The 25,738-nt window shown below is 46.6% G+C and carries 17 protein-coding genes; 10 read left to right on the top strand and 7 right to left on the bottom strand.

Annotated elements, in window-relative coordinates; all coding sequences use genetic code 11:
- Nucleotides 1-305: 305 nt before the first annotated feature.
- Nucleotides 306-890 carry a hypothetical protein gene (locus QUA00_RS23480; protein ID WP_333308666.1) on the bottom strand — a complete coding sequence of 195 codons (585 nt, stop codon included), beginning with the start codon at nt 888-890 and terminating at the stop codon, nt 306-308.
- A 535-nt stretch (nt 891-1,425) separates the two neighbouring features.
- On the opposite strand from QUA00_RS23480, the gene QUA00_RS23475 reads away from it, so the two are divergent.
- The 8 genes from QUA00_RS23475 (at nt 1,426) to QUA00_RS23440 (ending at nt 15,874) form a co-directional block, all read left to right on the top strand.
- A complete protein-coding gene (locus QUA00_RS23475) occupies nt 1,426-3,399 on the top strand; it encodes a SpoIIE family protein phosphatase (RefSeq protein WP_333411284.1) in 1,974 nt (657 codons plus the stop codon).
- A 77-nt stretch (nt 3,400-3,476) separates the two neighbouring features.
- Nucleotides 3,477-4,055, top strand: a complete 579-nt coding sequence (locus tag QUA00_RS23470) for a DUF6272 family protein (protein ID WP_333143001.1) — start codon at nt 3,477-3,479, stop codon at nt 4,053-4,055.
- 349 nt (nt 4,056-4,404) lie between these two features.
- Nucleotides 4,405-4,749 carry a slr1659 superfamily regulator gene (locus tag QUA00_RS23465; RefSeq protein WP_333308680.1) on the top strand — a complete coding sequence of 115 codons (345 nt, stop codon included), beginning with the start codon at nt 4,405-4,407 and terminating at the stop codon, nt 4,747-4,749.
- Between the two features lie 70 nt (nt 4,750-4,819).
- Nucleotides 4,820-6,295 carry an adenylate/guanylate cyclase domain-containing protein gene (locus tag QUA00_RS23460; protein ID WP_333411283.1) on the top strand — a complete coding sequence of 492 codons (1,476 nt, stop codon included), beginning with the start codon at nt 4,820-4,822 and terminating at the stop codon, nt 6,293-6,295.
- Between the two features lie 570 nt (nt 6,296-6,865).
- Nucleotides 6,866-8,137, top strand: a complete 1,272-nt coding sequence (gene iscB, locus QUA00_RS23455) for an RNA-guided endonuclease IscB (RefSeq protein ID WP_333411282.1) — start codon at nt 6,866-6,868, stop codon at nt 8,135-8,137.
- A 262-nt stretch (nt 8,138-8,399) separates the two neighbouring features.
- On the top strand, nt 8,400-13,238 hold the full coding sequence (locus QUA00_RS23450) for a PAS domain S-box protein (protein ID WP_333411281.1): 4,839 nt from the start codon (nt 8,400-8,402) through the stop codon (nt 13,236-13,238).
- Between the two features lie 165 nt (nt 13,239-13,403).
- Nucleotides 13,404-15,053 carry an ABC transporter substrate-binding protein gene (locus QUA00_RS23445; protein ID WP_333411280.1) on the top strand — a complete coding sequence of 550 codons (1,650 nt, stop codon included), beginning with the start codon at nt 13,404-13,406 and terminating at the stop codon, nt 15,051-15,053.
- A gap of 161 nt (nt 15,054-15,214) precedes the next feature.
- Nucleotides 15,215-15,874, top strand: a complete 660-nt coding sequence (locus tag QUA00_RS23440; protein ID WP_333142996.1) for a pentapeptide repeat-containing protein — start codon at nt 15,215-15,217, stop codon at nt 15,872-15,874.
- A gap of 411 nt (nt 15,875-16,285) precedes the next feature.
- On the opposite strand, the gene QUA00_RS23435 is transcribed toward QUA00_RS23440, so the two are convergent.
- The 4 genes from QUA00_RS23435 to acnB form a co-directional block, all read right to left on the bottom strand.
- A complete protein-coding gene (locus tag QUA00_RS23435; protein WP_445252002.1) occupies nt 16,286-16,666 on the bottom strand; it encodes a cupin domain-containing protein in 381 nt (126 codons plus the stop codon).
- 93 nt (nt 16,667-16,759) lie between these two features.
- Nucleotides 16,760-17,215: a nucleic acid-binding protein gene (locus QUA00_RS23430; protein ID WP_333411279.1), complete on the bottom strand. Its 456-nt coding sequence runs from the start codon at nt 17,213-17,215 to the stop codon at nt 16,760-16,762.
- Complete coding sequence (locus QUA00_RS23425; protein ID WP_333142994.1) at nt 17,212-17,625, bottom strand: hypothetical protein; 414 nt, start codon at nt 17,623-17,625, stop codon at nt 17,212-17,214. Before QUA00_RS23425 ends, QUA00_RS23430 begins: the two co-directional genes overlap by 4 nt.
- A 70-nt stretch (nt 17,626-17,695) precedes the next feature.
- Nucleotides 17,696-20,311 (bottom strand): bifunctional aconitate hydratase 2/2-methylisocitrate dehydratase, encoded by a 2,616-nt coding sequence (gene acnB / locus QUA00_RS23420; RefSeq protein WP_333411278.1) that lies wholly within the window; start codon nt 20,309-20,311, stop codon nt 17,696-17,698.
- Nucleotides 20,312-20,465: 154 nt separating this feature from the next.
- Between acnB and QUA00_RS23415 the strand changes: the two genes are divergently transcribed.
- Together QUA00_RS23415 and QUA00_RS23410 are read left to right on the top strand one after the other, a co-directional pair.
- On the top strand, nt 20,466-20,783 hold the full coding sequence (locus QUA00_RS23415; protein ID WP_333411277.1) for a hypothetical protein: 318 nt from the start codon (nt 20,466-20,468) through the stop codon (nt 20,781-20,783).
- A gap of 96 nt (nt 20,784-20,879) precedes the next feature.
- Nucleotides 20,880-24,992 (top strand): EAL domain-containing protein, encoded by a 4,113-nt coding sequence (locus QUA00_RS23410; protein WP_333411276.1) that lies wholly within the window; start codon nt 20,880-20,882, stop codon nt 24,990-24,992.
- Between the two features lie 50 nt (nt 24,993-25,042).
- Here the strand turns inward: QUA00_RS23410 and QUA00_RS23405 are convergent, their stop codons facing one another.
- Together QUA00_RS23405 and QUA00_RS23400 are read right to left on the bottom strand one after the other, a co-directional pair.
- On the bottom strand, nt 25,043-25,390 hold the full coding sequence (locus QUA00_RS23405) for a DUF5615 family PIN-like protein (RefSeq protein WP_333142991.1): 348 nt from the start codon (nt 25,388-25,390) through the stop codon (nt 25,043-25,045).
- Nucleotides 25,387-25,668, bottom strand: coding sequence for a DUF433 domain-containing protein (locus tag QUA00_RS23400; RefSeq protein WP_333133610.1), 282 nt, complete (start codon nt 25,666-25,668; stop codon nt 25,387-25,389). The genes QUA00_RS23405 and QUA00_RS23400 overlap by 4 nt, the downstream gene beginning before the upstream one ends.
- Between the last annotated feature and the right edge of the window lie 70 nt (nt 25,669-25,738).

Raw genomic sequence — 25,738 nt, 5'->3', positions numbered from 1 at the left:
TCTTGCCTGTGCCCAGAAGCCCACAAGAAACCACCCACAAAAAAACTCACTCTTTGTGGAACAGGCATCTTGCCTGTGCCCAGAAGCCCACAAGAAACCACCCACAAAAAAACTCACTCTTTGTGGAACAGGCATCTTGCCTGTTCCCAGAAGCCCACCAGAAACCACCCACAAAAAAACTCACTCTTTGTGGAACAGGCATCTTGCCTGTTTGTGAGCCCCACCCCCAAAAAAATTCACTCTTTGTGGAACAGGCATCTTGCCTGTTCCAAAAGGAAACTTATATTTCATTTCACAGGGTACATTTACCTAGCTAACTTTTTTTCCAAACGCAAGATATTTCCCCTAGCATTAGTACGGTACACCCAAGTTTGCCTACCATCAGAAACCACAACCCGCCAACCTTCAACAATCATTTGACCGCAAATTTCATCCGCTTTCGAGAGTCCTAAACAAGTATTCGGCCAACTTTGTTCGCTCGATTCAGTTACTTTCAACTTGTCAGCAGCAATGCCAGTGGAGTCCGACAACTCTCGGCGAACTGCTGCTGCTACGGTTGCGGGCAATTTGTTCGGGGGATTTGGGGGAGTCGTCTCCGCCAAATTTCCCGGTTCGGAAATTAGAGTATTGAGTGCCAATACCGAATAGCTGATTTTTTGGGGCACCGCTGCTGAGGAAAATTGCTGCGCGGTTTGCGGCGGTTGCCTTTCCAACTGAGCAAGGGAATCTTTGAGAGCGCCCGCGTTAGCTGCTGCGGTGTGTCTTAGCGCCGGATACATTTCCCATACCAGAATTCCTGTCAGCACCAAAGCCAAGATTACAGGATTGGGCTGCTTTTGGTCTCGGTTTTTATTTATTTGAAATTTATTTGTGGAGATTCTTTTCATCATACGCCCTCTGCCTCACTTTACACAATGCGCGATCGCTCCTGAACACTCAACTGCAGATACTGATTTAGACACTATTGCTGGTGCTATTGGTTCCTTTGTGCAGAACCGACTTGACTGCTGGTGCGTGCGGCGCAAGTATTTCCTACTCGCTGCCGGCTGTTGTGTTTCAGGAAACTTGCACTACCCAGTTATTACTTAATTTTTACTTTTTGTCTCCGGGTATTAAGAAAAATTTATGCTTAAGTAAATATTCTTAAAAGCCTCTCATCTTGCCCCCGAATCTCAGTACAAATTACTATTCTGCGTCCCAAAACTGCTAAACGTGTTTTAGACTGGGGGAAGCGAGCTGAGCCAAGGATATCACAGGGATGCCTCAAATTTGGTTGCAACAGGACGAAAACGCATTAGAAATTAAATCAGCTATCGCTGATTAATTATATTAGCGTTGTGGTTTTCTAGAGCGATCGTCCCCGAAACTACTAAAAAAGTAGCGATCGCTACTTTTTTAGTAGAATATTGTTGAAATCTATCGATTATGAACAGAAAATCTCTGGGAATCCATTTAATGAATCGGCTGAGCTATCCTCAAAAATTTACCTTAATCGGTCTTCTATTTGCAATACCGTTAACCTTGGTCATGTACCTGCTGATTTCCGAAATTAACAGCAGGGTTGATTTTTCCCAAAAAGAAATCTACGGTAATCAATACCTGCGCCCACTGCGCCAGTTGAGGGAATACATACCTCAACTGCAACTCTTAAATTATCAGCCTTTAAATACAAATTTAAGCCTGCCAGATACGAGAGCCGATTTAGAAGCTAAGATGGACGCGAACTTTCAATCCCTAGCTAATACAGATCGCCAGCTTGGAAACATATTAATGTCCAGTGAAAAATTTAATAATCTTTATCAAGATTGGCAAAACTTCAAACTTCGTCGCAGCCAGTGGAGTTTAGAAACTTGCGATTTGGTATATCAACGTTTAGTGGCCGACATTGATAGAATGAGCACTCACGTCGGCGATACTTCTAATCTAATTTTAGACCCCGATCTTGATACCTATTATTTGATGGATGCTACCTTACTGAAGATTCCAGAAATCCAAAAATTCTTGTCAGAGATTAGGCTTATTTCTCAAAAAAACAGCTTGCGTTCCTATGCCACACCTGAAGAAAGATCGAAACTGATTACTTGGGCAGGCAAATTGAGAGAACTTAATCAGGATTTAGCAATCAATATGGAGGTAGGATCTAGCAATAATCCTCACGGGAATCTGCGACAGAAATTAAGCGAGGATGTGACCAAATTCAACTCCGTAGTAGAGCAGCTAACTGGGCAAATAGATAAACTGATTTATCCCACAGCCTTAGTGGAATATTATGCCTATCTCGATGGCAGCGATAGAGTTATGAATTCGAGTTTTGAACTGTGGGACGAAACTATCAAGGAATTAGACTTTCTCCTGCAAAAACGCATTGAGAGTTTTGTTGCCAAGAAACGCATAATTTCTATTGTTGTGTTAATAACCTTAGCCTTAGTTATTTATTTATTTGTAAGTTTTTACAGAAGCGTTATGCAAACTGTATTTGTCCTTGACGAAGCTGCAAAAAAGATGGCAAACGGCAATCTTAACCACAAAATTATTTTGGATAACAGAGATGAACTCGGGCAAGTTGTGGGTGCGTTCAACAAAATTGCCGATGCCTTAGTTGGTGCAAATCAAAAAATTACTGTTCTCAACGATCGCCTAAAAGCTGAAAATATGCGAATGAGCGCCGAACTAGACGTTACTCGCAAGATTCAGCAGATGCTGCTGCCCAAAGACCGAGAGCTCAACGAAGTTATCGGCTTAGATATTGCGGGATTTATGGAAGCTGCTGAGGAAGTAGGCGGCGACTATTACGACGTACTCCAGCACAAAGGTAGAGTAAAAATCGGCATTGGGGATGTGACGGGACACGGATTGGAGAGCGGGGTTTTAATGATTATGGTTCAAACGGCAGTGCGAACCTTGCTCGCCTACAATGAACCAGACCCAGTAAGATTTTTAAGTGCTATTAACAGTGTAATTTACGATAATGTGCAGCGCATGAAATCCGATAAAAACGCCAGCCTTGCTTTGCTAGACTATGAGGAGGGGATGCTGAAATTGAGTGGCCAGCATGAAGAAATGATTGTTGTGCGGTGTAACGGTTCTGTCGAGCGGTTTGATACGATCGATTTGGGTTTCCCGATCGGGCTGGATGTAGATATTGCTGAATTTGTTGCTGAGAAAATTGTGCATTTGCGTTCAGGAGATGTGGTTGTGCTGTACACTGACGGGATTACGGAAGCTAAAAATATGGATAAAGTGCTTTATGGTTTAGATAGGTTAATTGAGGTAATAGAGATTAATTGGCAGCGTTCGGCTGCGGAAATCAGGCACGCTGTAATTAAGGACGTGCGATCGCACATCGGCGAACAAAAAGTTTTTGATGACATCACATTGCTGGTACTCAAACAAAAATAACTACTTGCATATCCCTTCTAAAGTTTAAAATATATTCAGTGATGCCCCTCATCTCAAACTTTAGCTCTCACCTCGGTATGACTCAGATTTTCGGCGATTTCATCGAGCAGCCCGCTAGCCAAGAATACTTAATAATTGGATTTTCTCCGAGTTCGGTTCCTCTGAAGCAGCGGTGGCGGAACAACGGTTTGTCGGCGGATTTTCTGGCTGACTATCTGACGACTTTTTTTCCGGGCAACCAAGATGAACCCTCGACAATTGAAAGACAAGCTGAAATAAAAAGCGCTGTTAGCTACATTGCCAACGAGTTATTGGAAAATGCCATGAAGTTTAATGATGAAACCTCAGAGTACCCGATCGATATTAAACTGCAATTAGAGAGCGACGGAGTGATTGTCTCAGTGGCTAACAGCATCTCTCCGCAAGCTGTGGACAAGTTTCAGGCTTATATTCAGGAGTTGCTGGCCTCGGAGCCAAGCGAACTTTACCTTCAGCGGTTGGAAAAAAATGCTGCTGACGACAACTGTACCAATTCTGGATTGGGTTTGTTGACCATGCTCACCGATTATACCGCCAAACTTGGCTGGAAATTCCAGACCGTGCACCAAGACCCGGAATTAATTGCGGTGACAACGATGGTGCAATTAACAGTTTGACATACCTCCTCGTCCTCAAGGAGCGAGGATTCCTTAACGCTTCACAGCAACGCGCTACCAAAGTAGTCTTACCGTCGCTCCACGTCCGTTTAGAGTCTCCCAATGCCCGCTAGGCGACTATGTTTCGTTGTACTCAAGCAAAAAGCTTGGTGTCTTCAGGGTTGCAGTTAAGCATTGCCCCTCCGAACTGTCTAGGTGCGCTCTCATCGTAGCTATTTCAACGCGTCTTGAGCCTGTAGACTTCTCTATTCTAGCTCAAAGCCCTCGTAGAACGACGGGGTTTTAGACCCATTTCTTTGATAAGCAACGCTAGCGATCGATAATATTTAAGGGACTTTTTTTTGTGGCTATGGAAATTAATACAGAAGATTACCAGATCTGTTACGATCCAGCAACGGCAACCGTGAGTTTGATTGGATCTCTAAGACTGAGCGGGCCTGCAGAGTACGCGCCGATAGCGCAGTTGCTGGCCCAGGTTGCCGACTTGGAACCGACGAAAATTATCCTCAATTTGCAGCAGTTAGAATTTTTGAACAGTTCTGGCATCAATATGCTATCGAAGTTTATTATCGAGATCCGCAAAACAGCCAGGGTGCAAATGGCGGTACAAGGCTCTCACAGCATAGCTTGGCACAGTAGATCTTTGAGGAATTTCCAGCGCCTGATGCCTGGTTTAGAGTTGGAATTTCTATAGAAACACGCTTACTTTTTGGGTGCGAGCTATTGAGCAATTTTTTGTTAGTCGAGGCGCAAATTCTAGAGTTATGCTGGAAGAACAACCATCTAGAGAACAGCTACTTTTAGAGATAGAAAGACTGCGCCAGCAAGTGGAAGACTTGAAGGAGGAAAAAGCGGATCTAGAAATCTTGCTGGAAACTACTGCTGAACATTCCGATACGGTTGAAACTGAGTTGCGCTCTCGCGCATTCGAGGCGGTGCGCGAAGGCGAAATCAAGCTGGCTCAATTTCTCGAAGCGATTCCGGTAGGCGTGGTAGTGCTCGATTCTCAAGGCAAACCTTACTACGTAAATCACGCCGGACACCAGTTACTCGGTCAAGGAGTTTTGCCCTTAAATTCTGTTGAGGATTTGGCAGAAAGTTATCAAATTTATATCGCGGGAACTGAGACCATTTATCCTTTCGAGAATTTGCCGCTCGTCCGAGCTTTGAGGGGCGAAAACGCGACTGCTGACGATCTGGAAATTCATCGAACCGACAAGAAAGTTCCCCTAGAAATTTGGGGAAGGCCCATTTTTGACGATGGTGGCAAAGTTGCTTTTGCGATCGCAGTTTTTCAAGATGTCACGGAACGCAAAGAAGCTGAAGCCGATCGCCAGCTATTTATTAAGAAACTATTTGAACTCAACAAAAATTTAGAAAAATCCCTGGATGCCGAATCAGACTTAACTGATGCCTACGGTAGATTTGTGCCGCACCAATTTCTAAATTTGTTGGGATATGAAAGTATTATAGATGTCCATTTAGGCGACCAAGTGCAGCAGGAAATGTCGGTGCTATTTTCGGATATTCGCGATTTCACGACGCTTTCAGAAACTATGACTCCCCAAGAAAATTTTAAATTTATCAATGCTTACCTTTCGCGGATGGAGCCTGCCATTACTAGCAATAACGGGTTTATTGACAAATACATCGGCGATGCCATTATGGCTTTGTTTAGTGACTTTGCAGATGATGCAGTGAAAGCGGGTATTGCAATGCTAAATACCCTCAAAAATTACAACGAATACCGTCTAGAGGTCGGCTACGTCCCGATCCGAATTGGCATTGGCATCAATTCGGGTTCTTTGATGCTGGGGACAGTCGGAGGGAAAAGCCGAATGGACAGCACTGTGATTAGCGATGCTGTTAATTTAGCATCTCGCATTGAAGGATTGACAAAAGATTACGGCGTACCTCTGTTAATTTCTCAGCAAACTTTAGAAAGGTTGCGAAATCCGAACGATTATGCTATTAGGATTGTGGATAAAGTACAGGTTAAAGGAAAATCTCAATATGTCGTAGTCTATGAGGTATTTGATGCAGATCCGCCGGAAATTCTGTCGGCCAAGCTAGCAAATTTGTCTGTATATAATGAAGCTATGTTACTGTGCGATCGCAAGGAATTCCGAGAAGCGGGAAAATTATTTGAAGAGTGTTTGCGAACAAATCCCAGCGATCAGGTAGCTCGCATTTACCTGAAACGCTGTCGGGATTGGCGATCGCTCCTCAAAGGAATTTAAAGCAGCTTACTCGATTTTAGATTTTAGATTGACTCCATATAGCAATTCTCGCATCACTTGTGAATTTCTTACTTTCTCCCCGCAGGTTCGGGGAGGGTTGGCGTGGGATAAAAAATTTACGACTCCTGTAAGGATTGATATATATCTTGAGAGTGATGACTGACCTCTGGCCTCTGTCAAAGGTGTAAAATATAAACAGCTTTATAGCTGTTACTTCTGAGGCTTCTCAAAATAGAACGGCTGAGGGCGGAACAACCAGCGATCAGTAATTTGGTGCCAGAACCACGGCAAGCGCTGAAGCTGTATCAGAAAAAGTTGGCGGGTCAATCACCCGGCGCTGCTCGGAGTACCGAGACAGCGCGGGCACAGAAATTGCCTAGTTGACCAGTCTAAGTGGTTCGCCCACTACGTTTAAGGTAAGTGTTGAAGTACCTACCGGAGGATGCGTGCTAGTCTTCCGCTCTAGAACTTAAAAGTTAAACAGGTGTAAGGGTTAAGCCAGTGCTTTTAAGATAGTTACCGACCTTAAACATTGACGAAGCAAACATTACCCCGTAAGGGAGGACTTAAATGTCTAATTTGGTTTTTGTACTTGATACCAAAAAACGAGCGCTCAATCCAATCCGCCCAGGATTGGCACGTAAATTGCTAACTAATGGCAATGCCGCTGTTTTTAAAAGGTATCCATTCACGCTAATTTTGAAAGTAGAGGTAACAGTACGGCAAAAACCAATCACTCTCAAAATAGATCCTGGCTCTCGAACTACTGGAATTGCGTTAATACAAGGAGAAAACGTAATCTTTGGTGCAGAGCTAACTCACCGAGGACAAGCTATTAAAGCCAGTCTGGAGTCTCGCCGTTCATTGCGTAGAGGCAGGAGAAATCGCCATACCCGCTATCGTCGGGCTAGATTCTCAAACAGGACTCGCCCTAAAGGTTGGTTAGCACCAAGTTTGCAACATCGTGTCGAAACAACCCTAACATGGGTAACTAGATTGATGAAACTCGCCCCCATTGCTTCTATCGCTCAAGAGCTTGTGCGATTTGACTTACAGCAATTAGAAAACCCAGAAATCTCTGGAATCGAGTACCAACAAGGCGTTTTGCATGGCTATGATATCCGCGAGTATTTGTTGAACAAATGGGAGAGAAAATGCGCTTACTGTGGTGAAATAAATACACCATTACAAGTCGAGCACATTCATCCCAAAGCCAAAGGCGGAGCTAATCGCATTTCTAATCTTTGCCTTGCTTGCGATGCTTGCAACAAAAAGAAAGGTACTCAAGATGTTGAGCAATTCTTGTCTAAAAAGCCAGAGATTTTGAAGCGGATTCTATCTCAAGCAAAACGTCCGTTAAAAGACGCAGCAGCCGTTAACTCAACTCGTTGGACATTATTTAATCGACTCAGTACAACTGGCTTGCCTGTTTCTACAGGTAGTGGTGGCTTAACAAAGTTCAACCGTACTCGACTAAATTTAACTAAAACTCACTGGCTAGACGCAGCTTGTGTCGGAAAGGTTGATTCGTTGAAGATTTTAACAAACAAGCCACTATTGATCAAAGCAACTGGTCACGGGACACGTCAAATGTGCCGCACTGGCAAATTCGGCTTTCCATCTCGCTATGTTCCCCGGTTTAAGTTTGTTAAAGGTTTTCAAACGGGAGATATTGTCAAAGCGATTGTAACCTCTGGTAAAAAAATTGGTACATACGTTGGACGTGTTGCCGTAAGAACCAGTGGCTCATTCAATATTTCCGCCTCAGAATTAGTCTCAGGAATTAGCCACAAATATTGTTCAGTTATTCACAGAAAAGATGGTTACTCGTATGCAGCATAAACCTTGCCCCCCTTGGACTCTCGCCGCTGACCTGGGTACAGGTACAGCGGGAGTCTCCAAGGGGGAAGAAAGATGAATTAGGGATGACCTTTCCCACGATTAATCGTTGGGAAAATGGACAGGCTACGCCTTCTGGGTTGGCAGTCAAGCAAATTTAGATATTGCTGGATGAGTTAGGTTTAGGTAATTCGCCAGATGCAACGCTTCGCGAATGCAGTAAGGCGCTGCGAGCAAGATATTTTTCGGATAAGGAGTACAAACGGTGAGTTTAGAGGGAATCAACAGCATTTTCAGAGATATTCGACTACTTCCCTATGGTGTGGCGATCCTCTCCGTGGCTGTGGCACTGGCGCTAACCCGATCGCTTTTACCGTGGCTCTACCCAACCACGACGCCCCTGTTTTTCATCGCGGTGATGGTGAGTTCCTGGTATGGCAGTTTCGGGGCGGGGTTTCTGGCAACAATTTTATCTACGCTGGCAATCAACTATTTTTTTATTGAGCCGTTCTATTCCTTACAGATAGTTAATGTAGAGACAATTGTTCGGCTGGGTATGTTTTCGATCGCCGCAGGATTGAGCGCTTCACTCAATCTATCGTGGCGCACTGCTATAAGAAACGCAAAAGCAGCCTTGCAAACTTTACAGGAGGCAAGGTTCCTAGAACAAAAAGCCCAGGTTCGGGGCCAAGTAGCACAAACTGCGGCGACTGCGGCAAAAGAACAGCTAGAAACGGTACTTTCTACCATCAACGATGGGTTTTACATCCTCGATCGCGATTGGCGCTACACCTATGCCAACGATCGCTACTGTGAAATGGTTGGAATGTCGCGGTCAGCGATTCTGGGTCAGAACGTTTGGGAGCTATTTCCGGCTGCCGTTAACACCGATGCTTATGTGCAGTTTCATCGGGCAATGCGCGAACAAACACCGCTCCAGTTTGATTATCTCTACTCACCTTGCAAGCGTTGGCATGACCATCGAATTTACCCTTCGCCCAGTGGACTGACCGTTTTGCTTGCTGACATTACCGATCGCAAACAGACGGAACTCCTCCTAATCGAGCAGAAACGACTGCTGGAGTCGATCGCCTTCGGACAGCCACTAGACGACTGTCTGGCAGCCGTGTGTGACTCAGTATCCAAGCTGAATCCGGGTACCCGCGCCTGCTTCCTGCTAGCCGATGCTCAGCGGCTGACGTTTAACAGATCAATTACTCCAGACTTTCCAGCGTCTTTTGGTGAAGGACTCCAAGATGCTCCGATTAACGATTTGTGTATTGGAACCTGCGGCGAAGCAGTGTATAGCGGTCAGCCCGTGACCTGCGCCGACATTGCCAACGACGATCGCTGGTCGCAAGCATGGCGAAATTTATGCGTGGCTCATGGCATTCTAGCCTGTCATTCTCAGCCCGTGTTCAGGCAGGACAATGTACCTATGGGGTCGCTGATGCTGTGCTTTAGCGAGGCGCGGATGCCCACTGATTGGCAACATAAACTCGCCGAGTTCGGCACCCAACTTGCCAGCATCGCCTTCGAGCGCGATCGATCGTTCCAGGCGTTGCGCGAGAGCGAAGAACAGCTCCGACTGGCTTCCGAAGGCGGCAATTTGGGTTTGTGGTATTGGGATATGGAAACTGACACGCTGAGTTTGACGGACATAGCCAAAGCGATGTTTGGTTTACCCGTCAATACCGCAATGTCCATGAAGGTGTTTTTAGAAGCGGTGCATCACGACGATCGCCCATTCGTTCACAGCGTCCTCACTGAGCTAAAAGCGAATCAACCGCATACTGAAATTGAGTATCGGACGCTGTGGGCAGATGGCACCGTTCGTTGGATTTTGGCAAAGGGCGATTGCGCCTACAACGCTGATGGCGTCAGAATTTCGATGCGCGGCGTATTAATCGACATCAGCGATCGCAAACAAGTCGAAGAAGCGTTGCGTCAAAGCGAAGAGCAGAGTCGCAACATTCTAGAAAGTATTGATGATGGATTCTTTTCCCTTGATGAGAATTGGCGTTTCACTTACGTGAATCGGTCAGCGGAAATTCTGCTAGACCGCACTCCGGGCGCTCTGATTGGGAAGAATTTGTGGGAAGAATTCCCAGGACTCAATGGCACCGAGTTTGAGCGGGTTCATCGGCGCGTGGCAAACGAGCGCGTGGCTTTTTCAGTCACGGCGTTTTATCCCGATCACGATCGGTGGTATGACGTTCGCACCTACCCTGCCGCGAACGGGATTACCATTTATTTCCGAAATGTTACCGATCGAAAACTGGCCGAGGAGGTATTGCAACAACGAGAAGCAGAACTTCGTTTAGTGACCAATGCCGTGCCTGCCTTGATTTCCTTTGTAGACTCAGACCAACGCTATCGCTTAAACAATCGAGCATATGAAGAATGGTTTGGACATCCGGCAGCGCAAATCTATGGCAAGCACCTTCAAGAGGTTTTAGGCGAAACTGCCTATGAAGGAATTCGTCCTTATGTTGAGCAAGTCTTGGCAGGAAAGGAAGTGACTTTTGAAACCCAAGTTACCTACAAAGATGGTGGAACCCGTTATATCAATGCGACCTATGTTCCCCGCTTCAATAGCCTGGGAAAAGTTGAAGGGTTTGTAACACTGGTCAACGATATCACCGATGGCAAACAAGCCGAAGCCACACTACGGGAGAGTGAGGCACGGTTCCGGCTGATGGCAGATGCCGCCCCGGTGCTGATTTGGATGTCGGGCACCGATAAACTCTGTTATTACTTCAACCTCCCGTGGCTAAACTTTACGGGACGGACGATCGAGCAAGAAAGGGGCAATGGTTGGACAGAAGGAGTCCACCCCGACGACTTCGATCGCTGTTTAGACACCTATGTGACTGCCTTTGATGCCCGTCAACCGTTCAAGATGGACTATCGCTTGAAACGCTGTGATGGCATATACCGTTGGATTATGGATGAAGCTGTTCCTCGCTACGGATTGGAAGGTGAGTTCTTGGGCTACATCGGCTCCTGTGTTGATATTGAAGACCACAAACAAGCTGAGGAAGCCCTGCGCGAGAGTGAATCCCGCCTCCGTCTGATCATTGAAAGCGCCAAAGATTATGCCATCTTCACCCTCGACCTTAACGGCATCATTGCCAGTTGGAACTCAGGGGCCGAAAGGCTGTTGGGCTATACCGAGACAGAAGCAATTGGTTGCTCCTGTCGGATGATCTTCACGCCCGAAGATAACGAACAAGGACAAGCCGAGTACCAGAGGCAAACGGCTCTACTGCAAGGACGGGCGGAAGACAAACGCTGGCACGTCCGCAAAGATGGGAATCGCTTTTGGGCCAGTGGATTGATGATGCCCCTGCTTAATGAAGCGGATTGTCCGCAGGGATTTGTCAAAATCATGCAGGACAAGACTGCACAACGGCAAGCAAGTGAGCGACTGCAATTGCTGTATGAAACTACCCGCGATCTGATGCAGACAGAACAGCCTCTGGCTTTGATGCACACGCTATTCCGCAAACTTGCAGTGCAACTGGATCTGCACTCTTACTACAACTTCATGGTGGAAGAAAAAGACAACCGCCGGATGTTGCATTTGACAAACTATGAGGGCATCTCTGAAGAAAGGGCGCAGGCGATCGCATGGATCGATTTAGGGGAATATCTCTGTGGACTGGTTGCCCAAACGCAGCAGCAACTTGTCTTGAATCAAGCCGAACTCTCCACTCATCCGAATGGTAAAGCCGCCTATGAACTGGGCATCACGGCTTACGTGGGTCAACCGTTAATCGCTCAAGGACGGTTATTAGGAACGCTCTCCTTTGCCAGTCTGACTCGGACGGACTTCACGCCTGCTGAAATCGAGCTGCTGGGATCGACCTGTGACCAGATCGCGATCGCTCTGGAACGGGCAAATCTGAACGATTCACTGCAGCAGCAAGCGGAACAGCTAAAACAGGCAAATCGGATCAAGGATGAGTTTTTAGCGGTACTATCCCATGAGTTGCGATCGCCCCTCAATCCCATCCTGGGCTGGTCAAAGCTGCTGCAAACTGGCAAGCTAGATGCGGCGAAAACCGCCCAGGCGTTAGCCACGATCGAACGCAATGCCAAGCTGCAAAGTGAACTGATTGAAGATTTGCTTGATGTCTCGAAAATTCTCCAAGGCAAGCTCAGTCTTAATATTCGTCCAGTCGATTTAGCTTTAACTGTGGAATCGGCGATCGAAACTGTCAATTTGGCTGCTGTTGCTAAATCCATTGATATTCGGACTGTGTTAGATCCTCAGATCGGACAAATTTTGGGGGATTCGGGCCGTTTGCAGCAGATTGTCTGGAATCTTGTTTCCAATGCGGTCAAATTTACTTCAGCCGGGGGGCGCGTTGAGGTGAATTTGACTCGTGTTGGCAATCAGGCTCAAATTACGGTGGCGGATACAGGGATTGGCATCGCACCGGAGTTTTTACCCTACGTGTTTGACTACTTCCGCCAAAAAGATGGCGCTACAACCCGCAAGTTTGGTGGCTTGGGATTGGGGCTGGCGATCGTGCGGCATCTAGTCGAACTGCACGGGGGCACCGTTGGGGCCCAGAGCCAGGGTGAAGGGTTAGGAGCTACCTTTACTGTAAGACTGCCTCTATCAGGGAAGGTAAGACAAGAAAACTCTCTTGCAGGACTTTCGGAACGATCGACTGCGGAGGAACCGTTATCCGGGATGCGGATACTTGTGGTAGATGATGAGCCGGATATGCGAGAGTTGATTTCCTTTTTGCTAGAAGATGCAGGTGCAGAGGTACTGACTGTTGCTGTCCCTCAAGAAGCCCTCACGGCGTTGACTAATTTCCAGCCAGATGTCCTGGTGAGCGACATTGGAATGCCGGGGATGGATGGCTATATGCTGTTGCGGCAAGTGCGAGCCCTGCAGCCAGAACAAGGCGGGCTGATTCCCGCGATCGCCCTGACTGCCTATGCGGGCGAGGTTAATCAACAGCAAGCTTTGCAAGCTGGATTTCACCGACATCTGGCAAAGCCGATCGAACCGGATAAATTAATTAAAACGATCGTCGCACTTCTTAGCAAGAATACTCATGACCCAGCTAGCTATAAAAATTGAGCCGAACGAGATCAAACCGATCGAACCTCATCAAGCTTTTAAGTTGCTCTGGTTAGGCAGCGATATTTGTATTACAGGAGAATCTACCAATAAATCCGGTTTCTAGTCTAACAGTGCGTAAGTCCTGATAATATAATCAGTAATTTGGAGTGTCAAAAAAAGACGATGAGAATCAACAAGCAGCAGCCTAGAATACATATAAAACCTTCAGTGATTAAAGCGATAGCTCTGTTCTTTCTGTGCTGCTTGTTAACTGCAAGTTGTGGACAAAGAACACGTCCATCGGTCACTGCGAGCGGCGAAAATGCTAATAACCGCGTTACTATTGGCACAACTTTGAAATTGCGGACGATCGACCCTGCGGACGCTTACGAAATTATATCAGGGCAACTGTTGCAAAATTTGGGCGACACTCTCTATACTTACAAGTCGGGGACTACTGAGTTAATCCCTCATTTAGCGACAGCAATGCCAAAAATTAGCCAAGACGGATTGACATATACAATCCCCTTGCGTCAAGGCGTTATTTTTCACGATGACACACCGTTTAACGCCGCAGCAATGGAGTTTTCCTTGCAGCGGTTTATCAAAAATGGCGGTCGTCCGGCTTTCTTGTTGAGCGATGCCGTAGAATCTGTGAAAGCGACGGGCGAATACGAATTAACTTTTCAACTCAAAAAGCCTTTTGCTGCTTTTCCTTCCCTGTTGACATTCGCTGGGATTTGTGCAGTTTCTCCAAAAGCCTACGAGATTGGGGATGGTAAATTTAAACCCGATACGTTTGTGGGAACTGGGCGTTACAAGTTGGCGAAGTACGGCAGCGATTCTCTCAAGTTTGACGTGTTTGACAAGTATTGGGGCGAAAAACCAGTTAATCAAGGAATTGACCTTTTGCTGCTTTCTAGTTCCTCAAATTTGTTCAATAGTTTTCGGACTGCTGCCGTTGATGTGGCTTATTTGTCTCTGGATGCAGACCAAGTTCAAAGCTTGGACGAGGGAGCAAAACAAGGGAAATGGCAGGAAATCGCGGGGGAAAGTAGTACGGTTAGTTACATGACGCTGAATACTAAGTCTAAACCGTTGGACAAGTTAGAAGTGAGACAGGCGATCGCAGCAGCGATGGATCGCCCCCTGATTAACGATCGCGTACTGCGGGGACAAGCACAACCGCTTTACAGTCTGATTCCCACAACATTCGACGTTCACAAACCGGTTTTTAAAGACCTGTACGGCGATGCCAACACGACAAAGGCTAAGGAACTTTTAACGAAAGCGGGATACTCAGCCACAAATCCTTTTGTTCTGCAAATTTGGTATCCTTCAGCTTCCACAAAACGATCTTTAGTGGCGAGTACGATCGAAGCGCAAGCTAAACTCAAAATGGACGGGATAATGCAGGTGGAAATTAACAGCGTTGAATCTCCGACTTTGTTTCAAAACATCGAGAAGGGAATTTATCCTGCGGTTTTAGTGGATTGGTACGCCGACTTTTTTGACGCTGACAATTACATTCAGCCGTTTTTAGATTGTGCCACAGGTTCGGAGGCTGGGGGCTGTGAAAAGGGTGCTAGTCAAGGTCAGGGTTCGTTTTATTATAACGATCGCGTAAATCAACTGATCGACAAGCAGCGCAAAGAAACAAACCCTGAAACCCGCAAAGCCATATTTGCCGAAATTCAAGACATACTGGGTAAAGATGTACCTTTCATCCCTCTTTGGCAGGATAAGGACTATACGTTTGCTCAGAACAGCATTACCGGCGTCCGTCTCGAACCGACGCAATCTTTTCCTTTTTGGTTCCTGAAAAAGCAATAATTCGTTACAATAATTTGGGGGAGTTGAAACGTCAATAATTATTGCATATTTTGTGCACAACAGGGTGATGATTGTCACAGTTTATCAAAGAGACTGATCACCCAACCCTCTTTAATAATGTGGGATATTATTAAGAGAGAGATTTTGCTGAGGGTGGGTATATGAAACTTGGAATTTTAACAACAACAGGGCTGCTGATTGCGATCGGTTGTGCCTCGGGAGTAAAGGCAGAAAACGTATCACACGTCAAACAATTATTAGAAACTAAAAAATGTACCCAATGTGACTTGACAGGAGCGGAGCTTGCTGGTATTGATTTGACGGGCGCAGATTTGAGCGGTGCGAATCTGAGCGGTGCAAATTTGAACGGTGCAAATTTGAACGAAGCCAAACTGAATGAAGCAAATCTGAAACAAGCTAAATTGCAAGGTGCGAGTTTAATTGCGGCTAAAATGCACGGGGCTAATTTGGAGGGTGCTGATTTGAGCCGCGCTAATCTGAGTTTGGCGGGTTTAGTGATTGCGAGTTTGAAAAATAGCAACCTCACCAGCGCTAATTTAATCGGCGCTAATTTAGAAAGCGCCAATTTGGCAGGTGCAAACTTGAGAAATGCTCGCCAGTCTTTAGCGAATTTATCTAATGTCAGCCTCAGAGGTGGCAGTTTGTCGGGAATAGACGTACAGGGAGTCAACTTGCGGGATGCAAATTTGACCAATGCAAATTTGAACGGTGCAAATTTGAACGGTTCGGACTTGACAGGTGCTAATTTAAAGAATGCCAATATGGCAAATGTAGATTTGAAAAACGCTTCTTTGCCGTAGGACGATCGCCAATTGCTATATCAAATTCTGGTGCTTAACAAAGTTAATATAATAAGGTAGGGGCAATTCTGAAATTGCCCCTACAGTTTTAATGGTAGGATTTATATCATGTCCGGTCGATTACCCTTCATCAGGTAGGGGCGGGTTCACTAACAATATCTGCCAATAATTGACAATCTCAAAAACCCGCCCGGCCGGGATATTATGGTCAATCGAGCGGACATGATATTATCTGGTTTCCTGTCGCTGCGTAGGTCAATCGATTTTAGATTTTAGATTTTAGATTTTAGATTAAAGCATTGACTTGCGCGAGATGAATCCGGGGGCTTGTATCCTGGATGCTTTCGGTCATTGTTCGCTGTGTCAAGCTTTTCCCTGGCGTCTGCGATTGCTTCATATTTGGATCTAGGATCAATCTTGCTCGTGAGCATCTTGGGCGAAGCGGATAATGTCATCATCGCCGAGGTATTCACCATTTTGGATTTCAATCATCACCAGGGGAATAACGCCTGGATTTTCTACGCGGTGAGCAGTATTCATGGGAACGTAGGTTGACTGTTTCTGCATGAGAATCGTCTCTTTGTCGTCGCAGATAACTTTAGCGGTACCGGAGACGACAACCCAGTGCTCGCTGCGGTGATAGTGCATTTGGGTGCTGATGTGATGCCCCGGCTTGACTTCAATGCGATTGATCTTATAACGATCGCCCGCGTCTATGACTGTAACTTGACCCCAGTAGCGGGTTTGTGTGCGATCGTCAATTTTTTCGATTATGTCCACTGTTTCCACCATCCTGTTTATCTCGCTAACGGTGTCTGTAAAAATATCTGTATTTGAAAGTATAGCAGGGATTGGCTAAGTGCGTAAGTGCGATCGATTTAAAGATTACTGAATTAGTCGCCACTCGCGAGCATCAACAAATTGCGACAAATGCCCCACATTTGTTGTAGCAATTACCACATCATTGCCTTCACTTGCCTCCAATATTGCTTGAGCCGCCAAAATCACATCCCCGTCAAGTGCATTAGGTTCGGCTGTTGGTCTTCCTCTCCTTCTCGCGTCAGCCCACAACTGAGCGGCTAAAAGCATTACCTCTGTAGTCAAAGGACGGTATGTAAGTTGTAATTTCAATTCATCAAGCCGTTGAATACCTGCTAATTTACCTGCGCGGATCAACTCCCGTCGCACTTCGTAGTCAGCAATTTCAGGCAGAATTATTATTTCGCCCCTCCGCATTAAAGAGTTTAGCCAAACTTTGCACTCTTGAATTTCAGCAGAGGATGCTTTAGGGTTTGTTACCATTCCTAATGGGCCAGAGTCGAGAATTATTACTCTACTCATGGGAATAATGGCCGATTAGAAAGGCGGTCTTCATCTAAAGCTTTACGGAGATATTCAGCGGTTTCTGTTTGTTCTTGTTCATCTCCCTCCTCAATCCATGAATTGATTAATTCAATTGCACCTTTATTTCTTTGTATCCGTTCCTCCAGCGACAGTTTAGTAATGTCTATTTTCTCAGATGTCTGGGGAGGCTCGGACAATACGGGCTTTACTGTCACCGTTTCCAGAAATAAGCGCATCATCTGAAGTAAGTTTGGCCAATATTCTCTGGGAGTTTGCTGAATTACGCGGAGGAATTCCGCGATCGGCTGGCTTAATGGGCGATCGCTTTCTTTGTCTTCAACCGTAGGAGTTTCGGGCGCTGATTCTACTGTCCCTTGGCTTTCGCTGCTTAAAACTTGTTCGGACATAATTACTTTTTTCCTTTCTCTCATTTACTCATATTATAAACAAAGGGCGGGCAATTGCCCGCCCCACTTTTTACTTGCTCAACACACCATCGGGAATCCCCAAAATATCCTCAATTCGAGGCATATCTTCCAAAGCAATCACTCGTCCTTCATCCTCAAAACCAGCAATTTGATCGAAATTCAAATACCGATACAAATCACCAGCAAAAGGATCGATTCTCTTCGACACAATGTCGTTGTATTCTTGGACTGTAGGAATGCGACCTAACAGCGAACAAACGGCAGCCAATTCCGCCGAACCGAGATAAACTTGAGCATCTTTGCCCATGCGGTTGTTAAAGTTGCGAGTAGAAGTTGAAAACACCGTTGTCGCATCTTTAACCCGCGCTTGATTGCCCATACAAAGACTGCAACCAGGCATTTCTGTACGAGCTCCAGCAGCTCCAAAAATGCTGTAATAACCTTCTTCTTTGAGTTGCTGTTCGTCCATGCGAGTTGGCGGACAAATCCACAGGCGAGTTTTCACTTCCCCTGCACCTTCCAACACCTTCGCTGTGGCGCGGTAGTGACCGATATTTGTCATGCAAGAACCGACAAATACTTCGTCAACCCGATCGCCCGCAACCTCACTCAACAACTTAACATTATCCGGGTCATTGGGAGCAGCCACAATTGGCTCTTTAATCTCGTTCAGATCGATTTCGATGATTTCAACGTACTCCGCATCAGCATCCGCCTCCATCAGCACCGGATTTGCCAGCCATTCCTCCATCTTAGCCACCCGGCGCATCATCGTCCGCGCATCTTGATAGCCCCGCGCCACCATGTTTTTCAGCAGCGCGACATTGGAACGAATGTACTCAGAAACAGTCTCCACGCTCAATTTAATCGTGCATCCAGCGCAAGAACGCTCGGCCGTCGCATCGGTCAATTCAAAAGCCTGCTCGACCTTCAAATCGGGCAAACCTTCAATCTCCATAATCCGTCCAGAAAAGATGTTTTTCTTGTTCTGTTTCTCGACGGTTAGCAAACCTTTTTGAATGGCCACATAGGGAATTGCATTCACAACATCCCGCAGCGTTACTCCGGGCTGCAATTCACCTTTAAACCGTACTAAAACCGATTCTGGCATATCCAAAGGCATGACGCCCAAGGCTGCAGCAAATGCGACCAATCCCGAACCCGCAGGAAAGGAAATTCCCAAAGGAAAACGAGTGTGAGAATCGCCGCCCGTTCCCACTGTATCTGGCAATAACATCCGGTTCAGCCAAGAGTGAATAATGCCGTCTCCGGGGCGCAAAGCTATGCCGGCGCGCTCTGCCATGAAATCGGGCAATTCGTGGTGAGTTTTGACATCAACTGGTTTTGGATAAGCGGCGGTGTGGCAGAAACTTTGAATCACCAAATCGGCGCTAAATCCCAAACAAGCAAGTTCTTTCAATTCGTCGCGAGTCATTGGCCCGGTGGTATCTTGCGATCCGACTGTTGTCATGACTGGTTCGCAAGATGTACCGGGACGAACGCCGGACAAACCGCAAGCTTTGCCTACCATTTTTTGTGCTAAAGTGAAGCCTTTGCCCGTATCTACTGGGATTGTAGGGCGGGTAAAAATAGTGCTTGGTTTTAGTCCTAAAGCTGCGCGGGTTTTGTCGGTTAAAGTTCGTCCAATTAATAGCGGAATTCGGCCACCGGCGCGAACTTCGTCTAGAATTGTGTCGGGTTTGAGGGTGAAGGTGGAGATGATTTCTCCGGCTTCGTTGGTGATTTCGCCTTTGTAGGGATGGATGGTAATTACCATTCCTGTTTCCATTTGGGAGACATCACATTCGATCGGCAAAGCGCCGGAATCTTCAGCGGTATTGAAGAATATCGGGGCGATCGCACTTCCTAAAATATAACCGCCACTGCGCTTGTTGGGCACAAACGGAATATCATTGCCAATATGCCAGAGCACGGAATTAATCGCCGATTTCCGCGACGAACCGGTACCGACAACATCACCGACATAAGCTACGGGATAACCTTTTTGCTTCAAGTCTGCAATGGTTTGCAAAGCCCCAGGCATCTTACTTTCGAGCATCGCCAAAGCGTGTAGGGGAATGTCCGGCCGCGTGGTAGCATGAGGTGCTGGCGACAAGTCGTCAGTATTGGTTTCTCCAGGAACTTTGAAGACTGTAACGGTAATCGCTTCTGGCAACACAGGACGACCAGTAAACCACTCGGCATCCGCCCAAGAATCGACTACCTGCTTGGCGTAGGGATTGGTATCGGATAAAGTCAGAATATCGTGGAAAGCGTCGAATACTAACAACGTTTTGCTCAGTGCCCGGGCTGCGGTGGCGGGAATGGCAATTTCCGCAGTAGGATTGAGCAAATCGATTAAAGATTGGACGTTGTAACCGCCCATCATTGTCCCCAGCAGGTAAACTGCCCATTTGGGAGCAATTAGGGGGCTGTGGATTTCGCCTTTAGCAATGCCAGTTAGAAAACCAGCTTTGACGTAGGCGGCGCTGTCTACGCCTGGGGGGACGCGATCGCGCAATAATTCTATTAAGGTTTCTTCTTCTCCTGCCGGCGGATTTTTCAGCAGTTCACACAGTTCCGACGTTTGCTGGGCGTCTAGCGGCAGGGGTGGAATTCCCTCATGGGCCCGTTCGGCAGCGGTACGGCGGTAAGATTCAAGCATTTCTCCTCTCTCCTCGGATAGTATTCAGTGGTTGGCAAGCAGGTGACTTTACTTTTTAGATTAGGAGCTTCCGCTGCACATTGGGTAAAGTACCTCGATCTACATAAAAACTTAACGCAACTTTAAAAACAGTAGATTGTCATACCAAAGACAGATGTGTTCTCCACCGGGAGTGCAGAGTATCAAACTCCAGCCCAGCAGTTTAGAGGCCTTGAGTTGCATTGTTGTGGTTAAGATTAATGTGTTGTGGGCTACTGTCGATCGTCCTCTGCATCCATCCCTGACAACTAAAGCTAGGGAAGCACTTGTCAATGAGCACTTATGCTCAGAATTTACTCGGATTTTGGCTACAAAACTCAGATCGGCGCGATCGAGGAATCATGCCGAGCGCCATATTTATGCCCACCCACTCCAAAATCGCGAATTTTCTACTCCTAGAAAAGCAGTTTTTTTGAGTAATCTTACTGATTGACAAATTAAGTCTTCAGTTGTTACCAATGCTCTGCATCTGAAATCGTCATTAACCACAAGTTTAAAAAAGTTGTCCTGCTAATGGATCGATTAAACAATGGAAAGTTTTATCCCTGAAAACTCTGAAGACTGTCACGGCTGGGCCTCCAAGCCAGACTTGTACAAAGAGCTCCAAGGAACCAAAGAATTACTGCTGACGATCGGCAACTCGATGCCGATGCCACTGATCGTCAGCAGTCTGGCGGACGGCACAATTCTTTATAGTAACGATTTATGCCGTCAGGCTTTCGGGTTCACAGGATTCAAGTCGATCGACCGCCAAAAAGCCGAAACGCTCTACCACAAACCTGCAGAGCGCCAGGAATTGCTGTTACGGCTCGCCCGCAACGGACTGGTCCGCGAGGCAGAAATCCGGCTTAAAAAAGCTGACGGCACGCTGTTTTGGGCAAGTGTATCGATGCGGTATCTGACATTGGTGTCGGGGAAAGCTGTTCTGTCGGTGTTCAGCGACATTACGGATCGGAAACGAGTGGCCGCCAAGGAGCAGGAATTGCTCACGTCAATCCACTCGCGGGCCCGCCAGCAAGCGGCTGTCGCTTACTTGGGGCAGCAGGCCCTGGCCGAAACAGATTTGTCCGCACTGATGGACAAAGCTGCGGTTTTAATTGCTCAAACCCTGGACGTTGATTATTGCCAGGTGTTAGAACTGTTGCCCTCTGGTCATGCTTTTATGCTGCGAGCGGGGGTTGGCTGGCAGCCGGGCCTCGTCGGCAGTGCTACTGTTGCCGCTTCTGCCCGATCGCAAGCAGGTTACACATTGCTAGTGGGCGAACCGACAATCGTCGAAGATTTGCGGGTGGAAACGCGCTTTAGCGAGTTGCCGCTGCTGCACAACCACCGGGCTGTCAGCGGCGTTACTGTAATTATTCCCGGCAATCGGGGACTGGGGAGCAACTGGGGACAAGCAGAACCAGCCAACAGTTCCTCCTCGCAGGCCTGGGGCATTTTGGGGGTTCATACCTGCCAAGGGCGGGTTTTCACTCAAGATGACGTTTATTTTGTAGAAGCGATCGCCAACGTGTTAGCTGCGGCGATCGAGCGGATTCGATCGCAAGAGCGTTTGCAAATGATGGAACGGGCGATCGAAAGTTGCAGTAACGGCATTGCAATCACCGACGCGACTGTTGCAGATAATCCGATTATTTATGTCAATCCGAGTTTTGAGCGGATTACTGGTTATAGCAGAGACGAGTTAATGGGCAAAAATTGCCGATTTTTGCAGGGCACAGACACTGACGGCCCCGCTGCCCAACAATTGCGAATTGCGATTGAAGAAGGCAGAGAATCTCAAGTTATATTACGCAACTTTCGGAAAGACGGCACGCCTTTTTGGCACGAACTGTCGATCGCTCCGGTTTACAACTCGCGGCGACACTTAACCCACTTTATTGGAGTACAAACAGACATTACCGACCGCCAGCGATCGGAAGAAGAATTATTTTTAAATTCTCAAGCTTTAGCAGCTTTTAGCGCTAATCTCAAACACTTGCACCGGATTACAACTTATCATTATCAAAACTTTGAAGAACTGGTTGACGATTATCTAACAGCAGGCTGTTTGATGTTTGGACTTTCTATGGGCATCATGGCTGAAGTTGACAACGAGACTTTTATTGTCAGAGCCGCGAAAAGCGATTTAGAATACTTCGTGCGAGGCTTAGAATTGAACCTCAGCGATACTTACTGCGCGGCAGTCATTAAACTTAACAAAACAGTTGCGTATTCTCATATAGGAGCCGATATTGAGATGCGCGAACATCCAGCTTATCAAAGCTGCAAATCAGAATCTTACATCGGAACCCCGATATTTGTTAACAATAAAACCTACGGAACTTTAAGTTTTAGTTCGCCGGAAATAAAGAAAAGAAAATTCAAGTACGAGGAAATAGAAATTATAGAATTGATGGCTCAAAGTATTGGCAAAATTCTGGCGGTTCACCAAATGGAAGTCGAACGCCAGCAGGCTGAAAAAGAGCGATGCGAGTTGATAGTATCTCTCAAAGAAAGTGAAGAACGCTATCGCCGTTTAGTAGAACTATCTCCCGAAGCGATCGCCGTTCACAGTCAAGGGAAAATCGCCTACATCAATGCTGCCGGCGCTAAACTCCTCGGTGCGAACTCTCCCGAAGCGCTCATCGGCTTTCCCGTATTGCATTTCGTCCATCCAAACTATGTGGAAACAGCCAGAGAGCGCATCCGGCTAGTCGAGACAGAAAATCAGCCGCTCGACCTTGCCGAACAAAAACTGATTCGGTTCGATGGACAAATAATAGACGTTGAAGTTGCCGGCATCCCCGCTACTTATCAAGGCTCAACCGCCGCCCAGATTATTATCCGAGATGTCACCGAGCGCAAGCGAGTAGAACGGGAACTGCTGCACGGCGCTTTTCACGATGCGCTGACAGGTTTGCCCAACCGCGTTTTGTTCCTAGACAGGCTAGGACAAGCCATCCGCCGATCCAATCAGTCCCCCGATTACAAATTTGGTTTACTTTTCCTAGATTTAGACCGCTTCAAAGTAGTTAATGATTCTTTAGGACACGTTTTAGGAGACAAACTGCTAATTGCCCTGGCGCAGCGACTGCAAACCTGCGTCCGGGTTTCTGATACCGTCGCCCGACTGGGGGGAGACGAATTCACCATCCTGCTAGACCACATTCAGAGCCTCAGCGACGCCACCCTCGCAGCTAAAAAGATACAAACAGAACTGACGAAGCCGTTTCATCTCGAAGGACACGAAGTATTTACCACCGCTAGCATTGGCATTGTTTTCAGTCGAGGCGAAGCCACCGACAGTGGCGAATCGAATTCGTACACTCACCCGGAAGAATTCCTACGCGATGCTGACATCGCTATGTACCGCGCTAAAGCTTTGGGTAAGGCCCGCCACGAAGTGTTTAATTTGGCGATGCACGACCAAACAATGTCGCTGTTGCAGTTAGAAACTGACCTGCGGTTGGCTATTTTGGGCAAGGAGGAATTAGGAGAGAGCAAGGATCAACGTTCGCACTTTATTGTGCACTACCAACCGATTGTTTCGCTCGCCAGCGGTGCGCTCGAAGGTTTTGAGGCCTTGGTGCGCTGGCACCACCCAGTTCGGGGTTTAGTTCCGCCGTCTACTTTTATCCCTGTAGCTGAAGAAACAGGTTTGATCGTGCCTCTGGGAGCCTGGGTGTTGCGGGAAGCTTGTCAGCAATTGCGGATTTGGCAAGAAATGTTAACCGAGGAACAGGGAAGAAGTCCAATGGAAGTCGGAACCAGGCCCTTCGACTCCCTTCGGCTGCACTCAGGGCAAGTCGCTCAGGGTAACAAGAAGCAAGAAGGCGCTTCGACTTCGCTCAGGGTAACAACAGGGAAGATGGCAACGGGCAATGTAGGGGATTTAACTGATGTAACAGATACAGGGAATGAGGAACACGCAACTTTTACTGAGCGTAGCCCCAGTATTGGTCACAGGGAAGAAATAATCGGTAAAAAATTACCAATTCCCAGTTACCAATTCCCGATTAGCGATTTCCACTCATCTATTACCAATTCCCAATTCCCAATTACCAATAGTTCGGCTACGTTAAGTACAACTTCCCAGGTACCCATTCCGAATTTTAAATTACCAATTATTGCTCCTTCGCAATTAACAATGAGCGTCAATCTTTCTCCTAAACAGTTAGGTTTCCCGCATTTAATCGAGGAAATTGATGAAATTTTAGCAGAAACGGGCTGCAATCCGAGCTGTTTAAAATTGGAGATTACTGAAAGCGCGATCGTAGAAAATGTCAAGAAAGCCAATATTGTGCTAGCCGAATTAAAAGGTAGAAATATTCGATTGTCGATCGACGATTTCGGTACTGGCTATTCGTCTTTAAGTTACTTGCACCGTTTTCCGCTGGATACACTGAAGATCGATCGATCTTTTGTGAGCCGCTTGGGGGCTGTCGAAAATGGTGACGACGGAGGTCAGCCTTTGCAGATTGTGCGGGCGATCGTAACTTTGGCTCACAATTTGGGATTAAATGCGATCGCCGAAGGTGTAGAGACAGCCGAACAATTATCACAGCTTCGAGAACTCGACTGCGAATTAGCTCAGGGATATTGGTTTTCTAAACCTTTGGATAGTGATGCTATCACTGAAATGCTTACAAAAATCGATTGATTTATAAAAGTTTCATATTTTTTGAAGTTCCTCTGCGGGGGAACTTCAGTTTAAATGTAAAGAATTTGGTTTTCCATTTCGTCGGCTGTTGTGGTATTGAGGATTGAAACCAGCCTACCCACGATTTTCCCATACGGATGCCGGACTGCAATGATAATTCCGTAATGTTTTCCCTCCCGACTGAAATATTCTTGAGCAAGCGCTTCAAAATCATTTCGATTGTGGGTGAGAATAGCTGCTTTTTGGCTAATAGCATACTCCAACTGCTCGACATCTGTTTTTCCGAGTTGCCCTGCTTGTTTGGCAGTTGTTGCCTCAAAACCGCGAGAATGTAGCAAGCTAGCTACAAGCACATCGACATCTTCATCTAAATAGACATGAATAAAAATTTCACTCATCGATCTTTGACTCGCGGATCGATTAACTCATCGGGAATGCGGTTAAGTTCAATATACTTGTTAATTTCTGCTTGGCAATCTAGATAGTAGCTCAAGGCATCAAATACTTGCGCTAGGGTGAGGTGTGGCAAACGGTGAGGAATCTCTTCTGGCGAAACTCCAATGCGCCACATCTCCACGATCGCCCGCACCGGAGTTCGAGTACCCTTGATAATCGGTTCACCACTCAGAATTTCATCATTCCTGACAATGTGACAGTGTTCTGTTGATTGAAGCATATTAGTTTGATTTCTCTATTTTGGAGAATCCATAAATATTTTAGCTCAATTAGTTCGCGATCGCACGCTT

The organism is Microcoleus sp. T2B6, assembly GCF_036700475.1.
In the GTDB taxonomy this organism is placed as follows: domain Bacteria; phylum Cyanobacteriota; class Cyanobacteriia; order Cyanobacteriales; family Microcoleaceae; genus Microcoleus.
The sequence above is the reverse complement of the archived record's forward strand: the minus strand, read 5'-3'. Positions and strand labels throughout refer to the sequence as shown.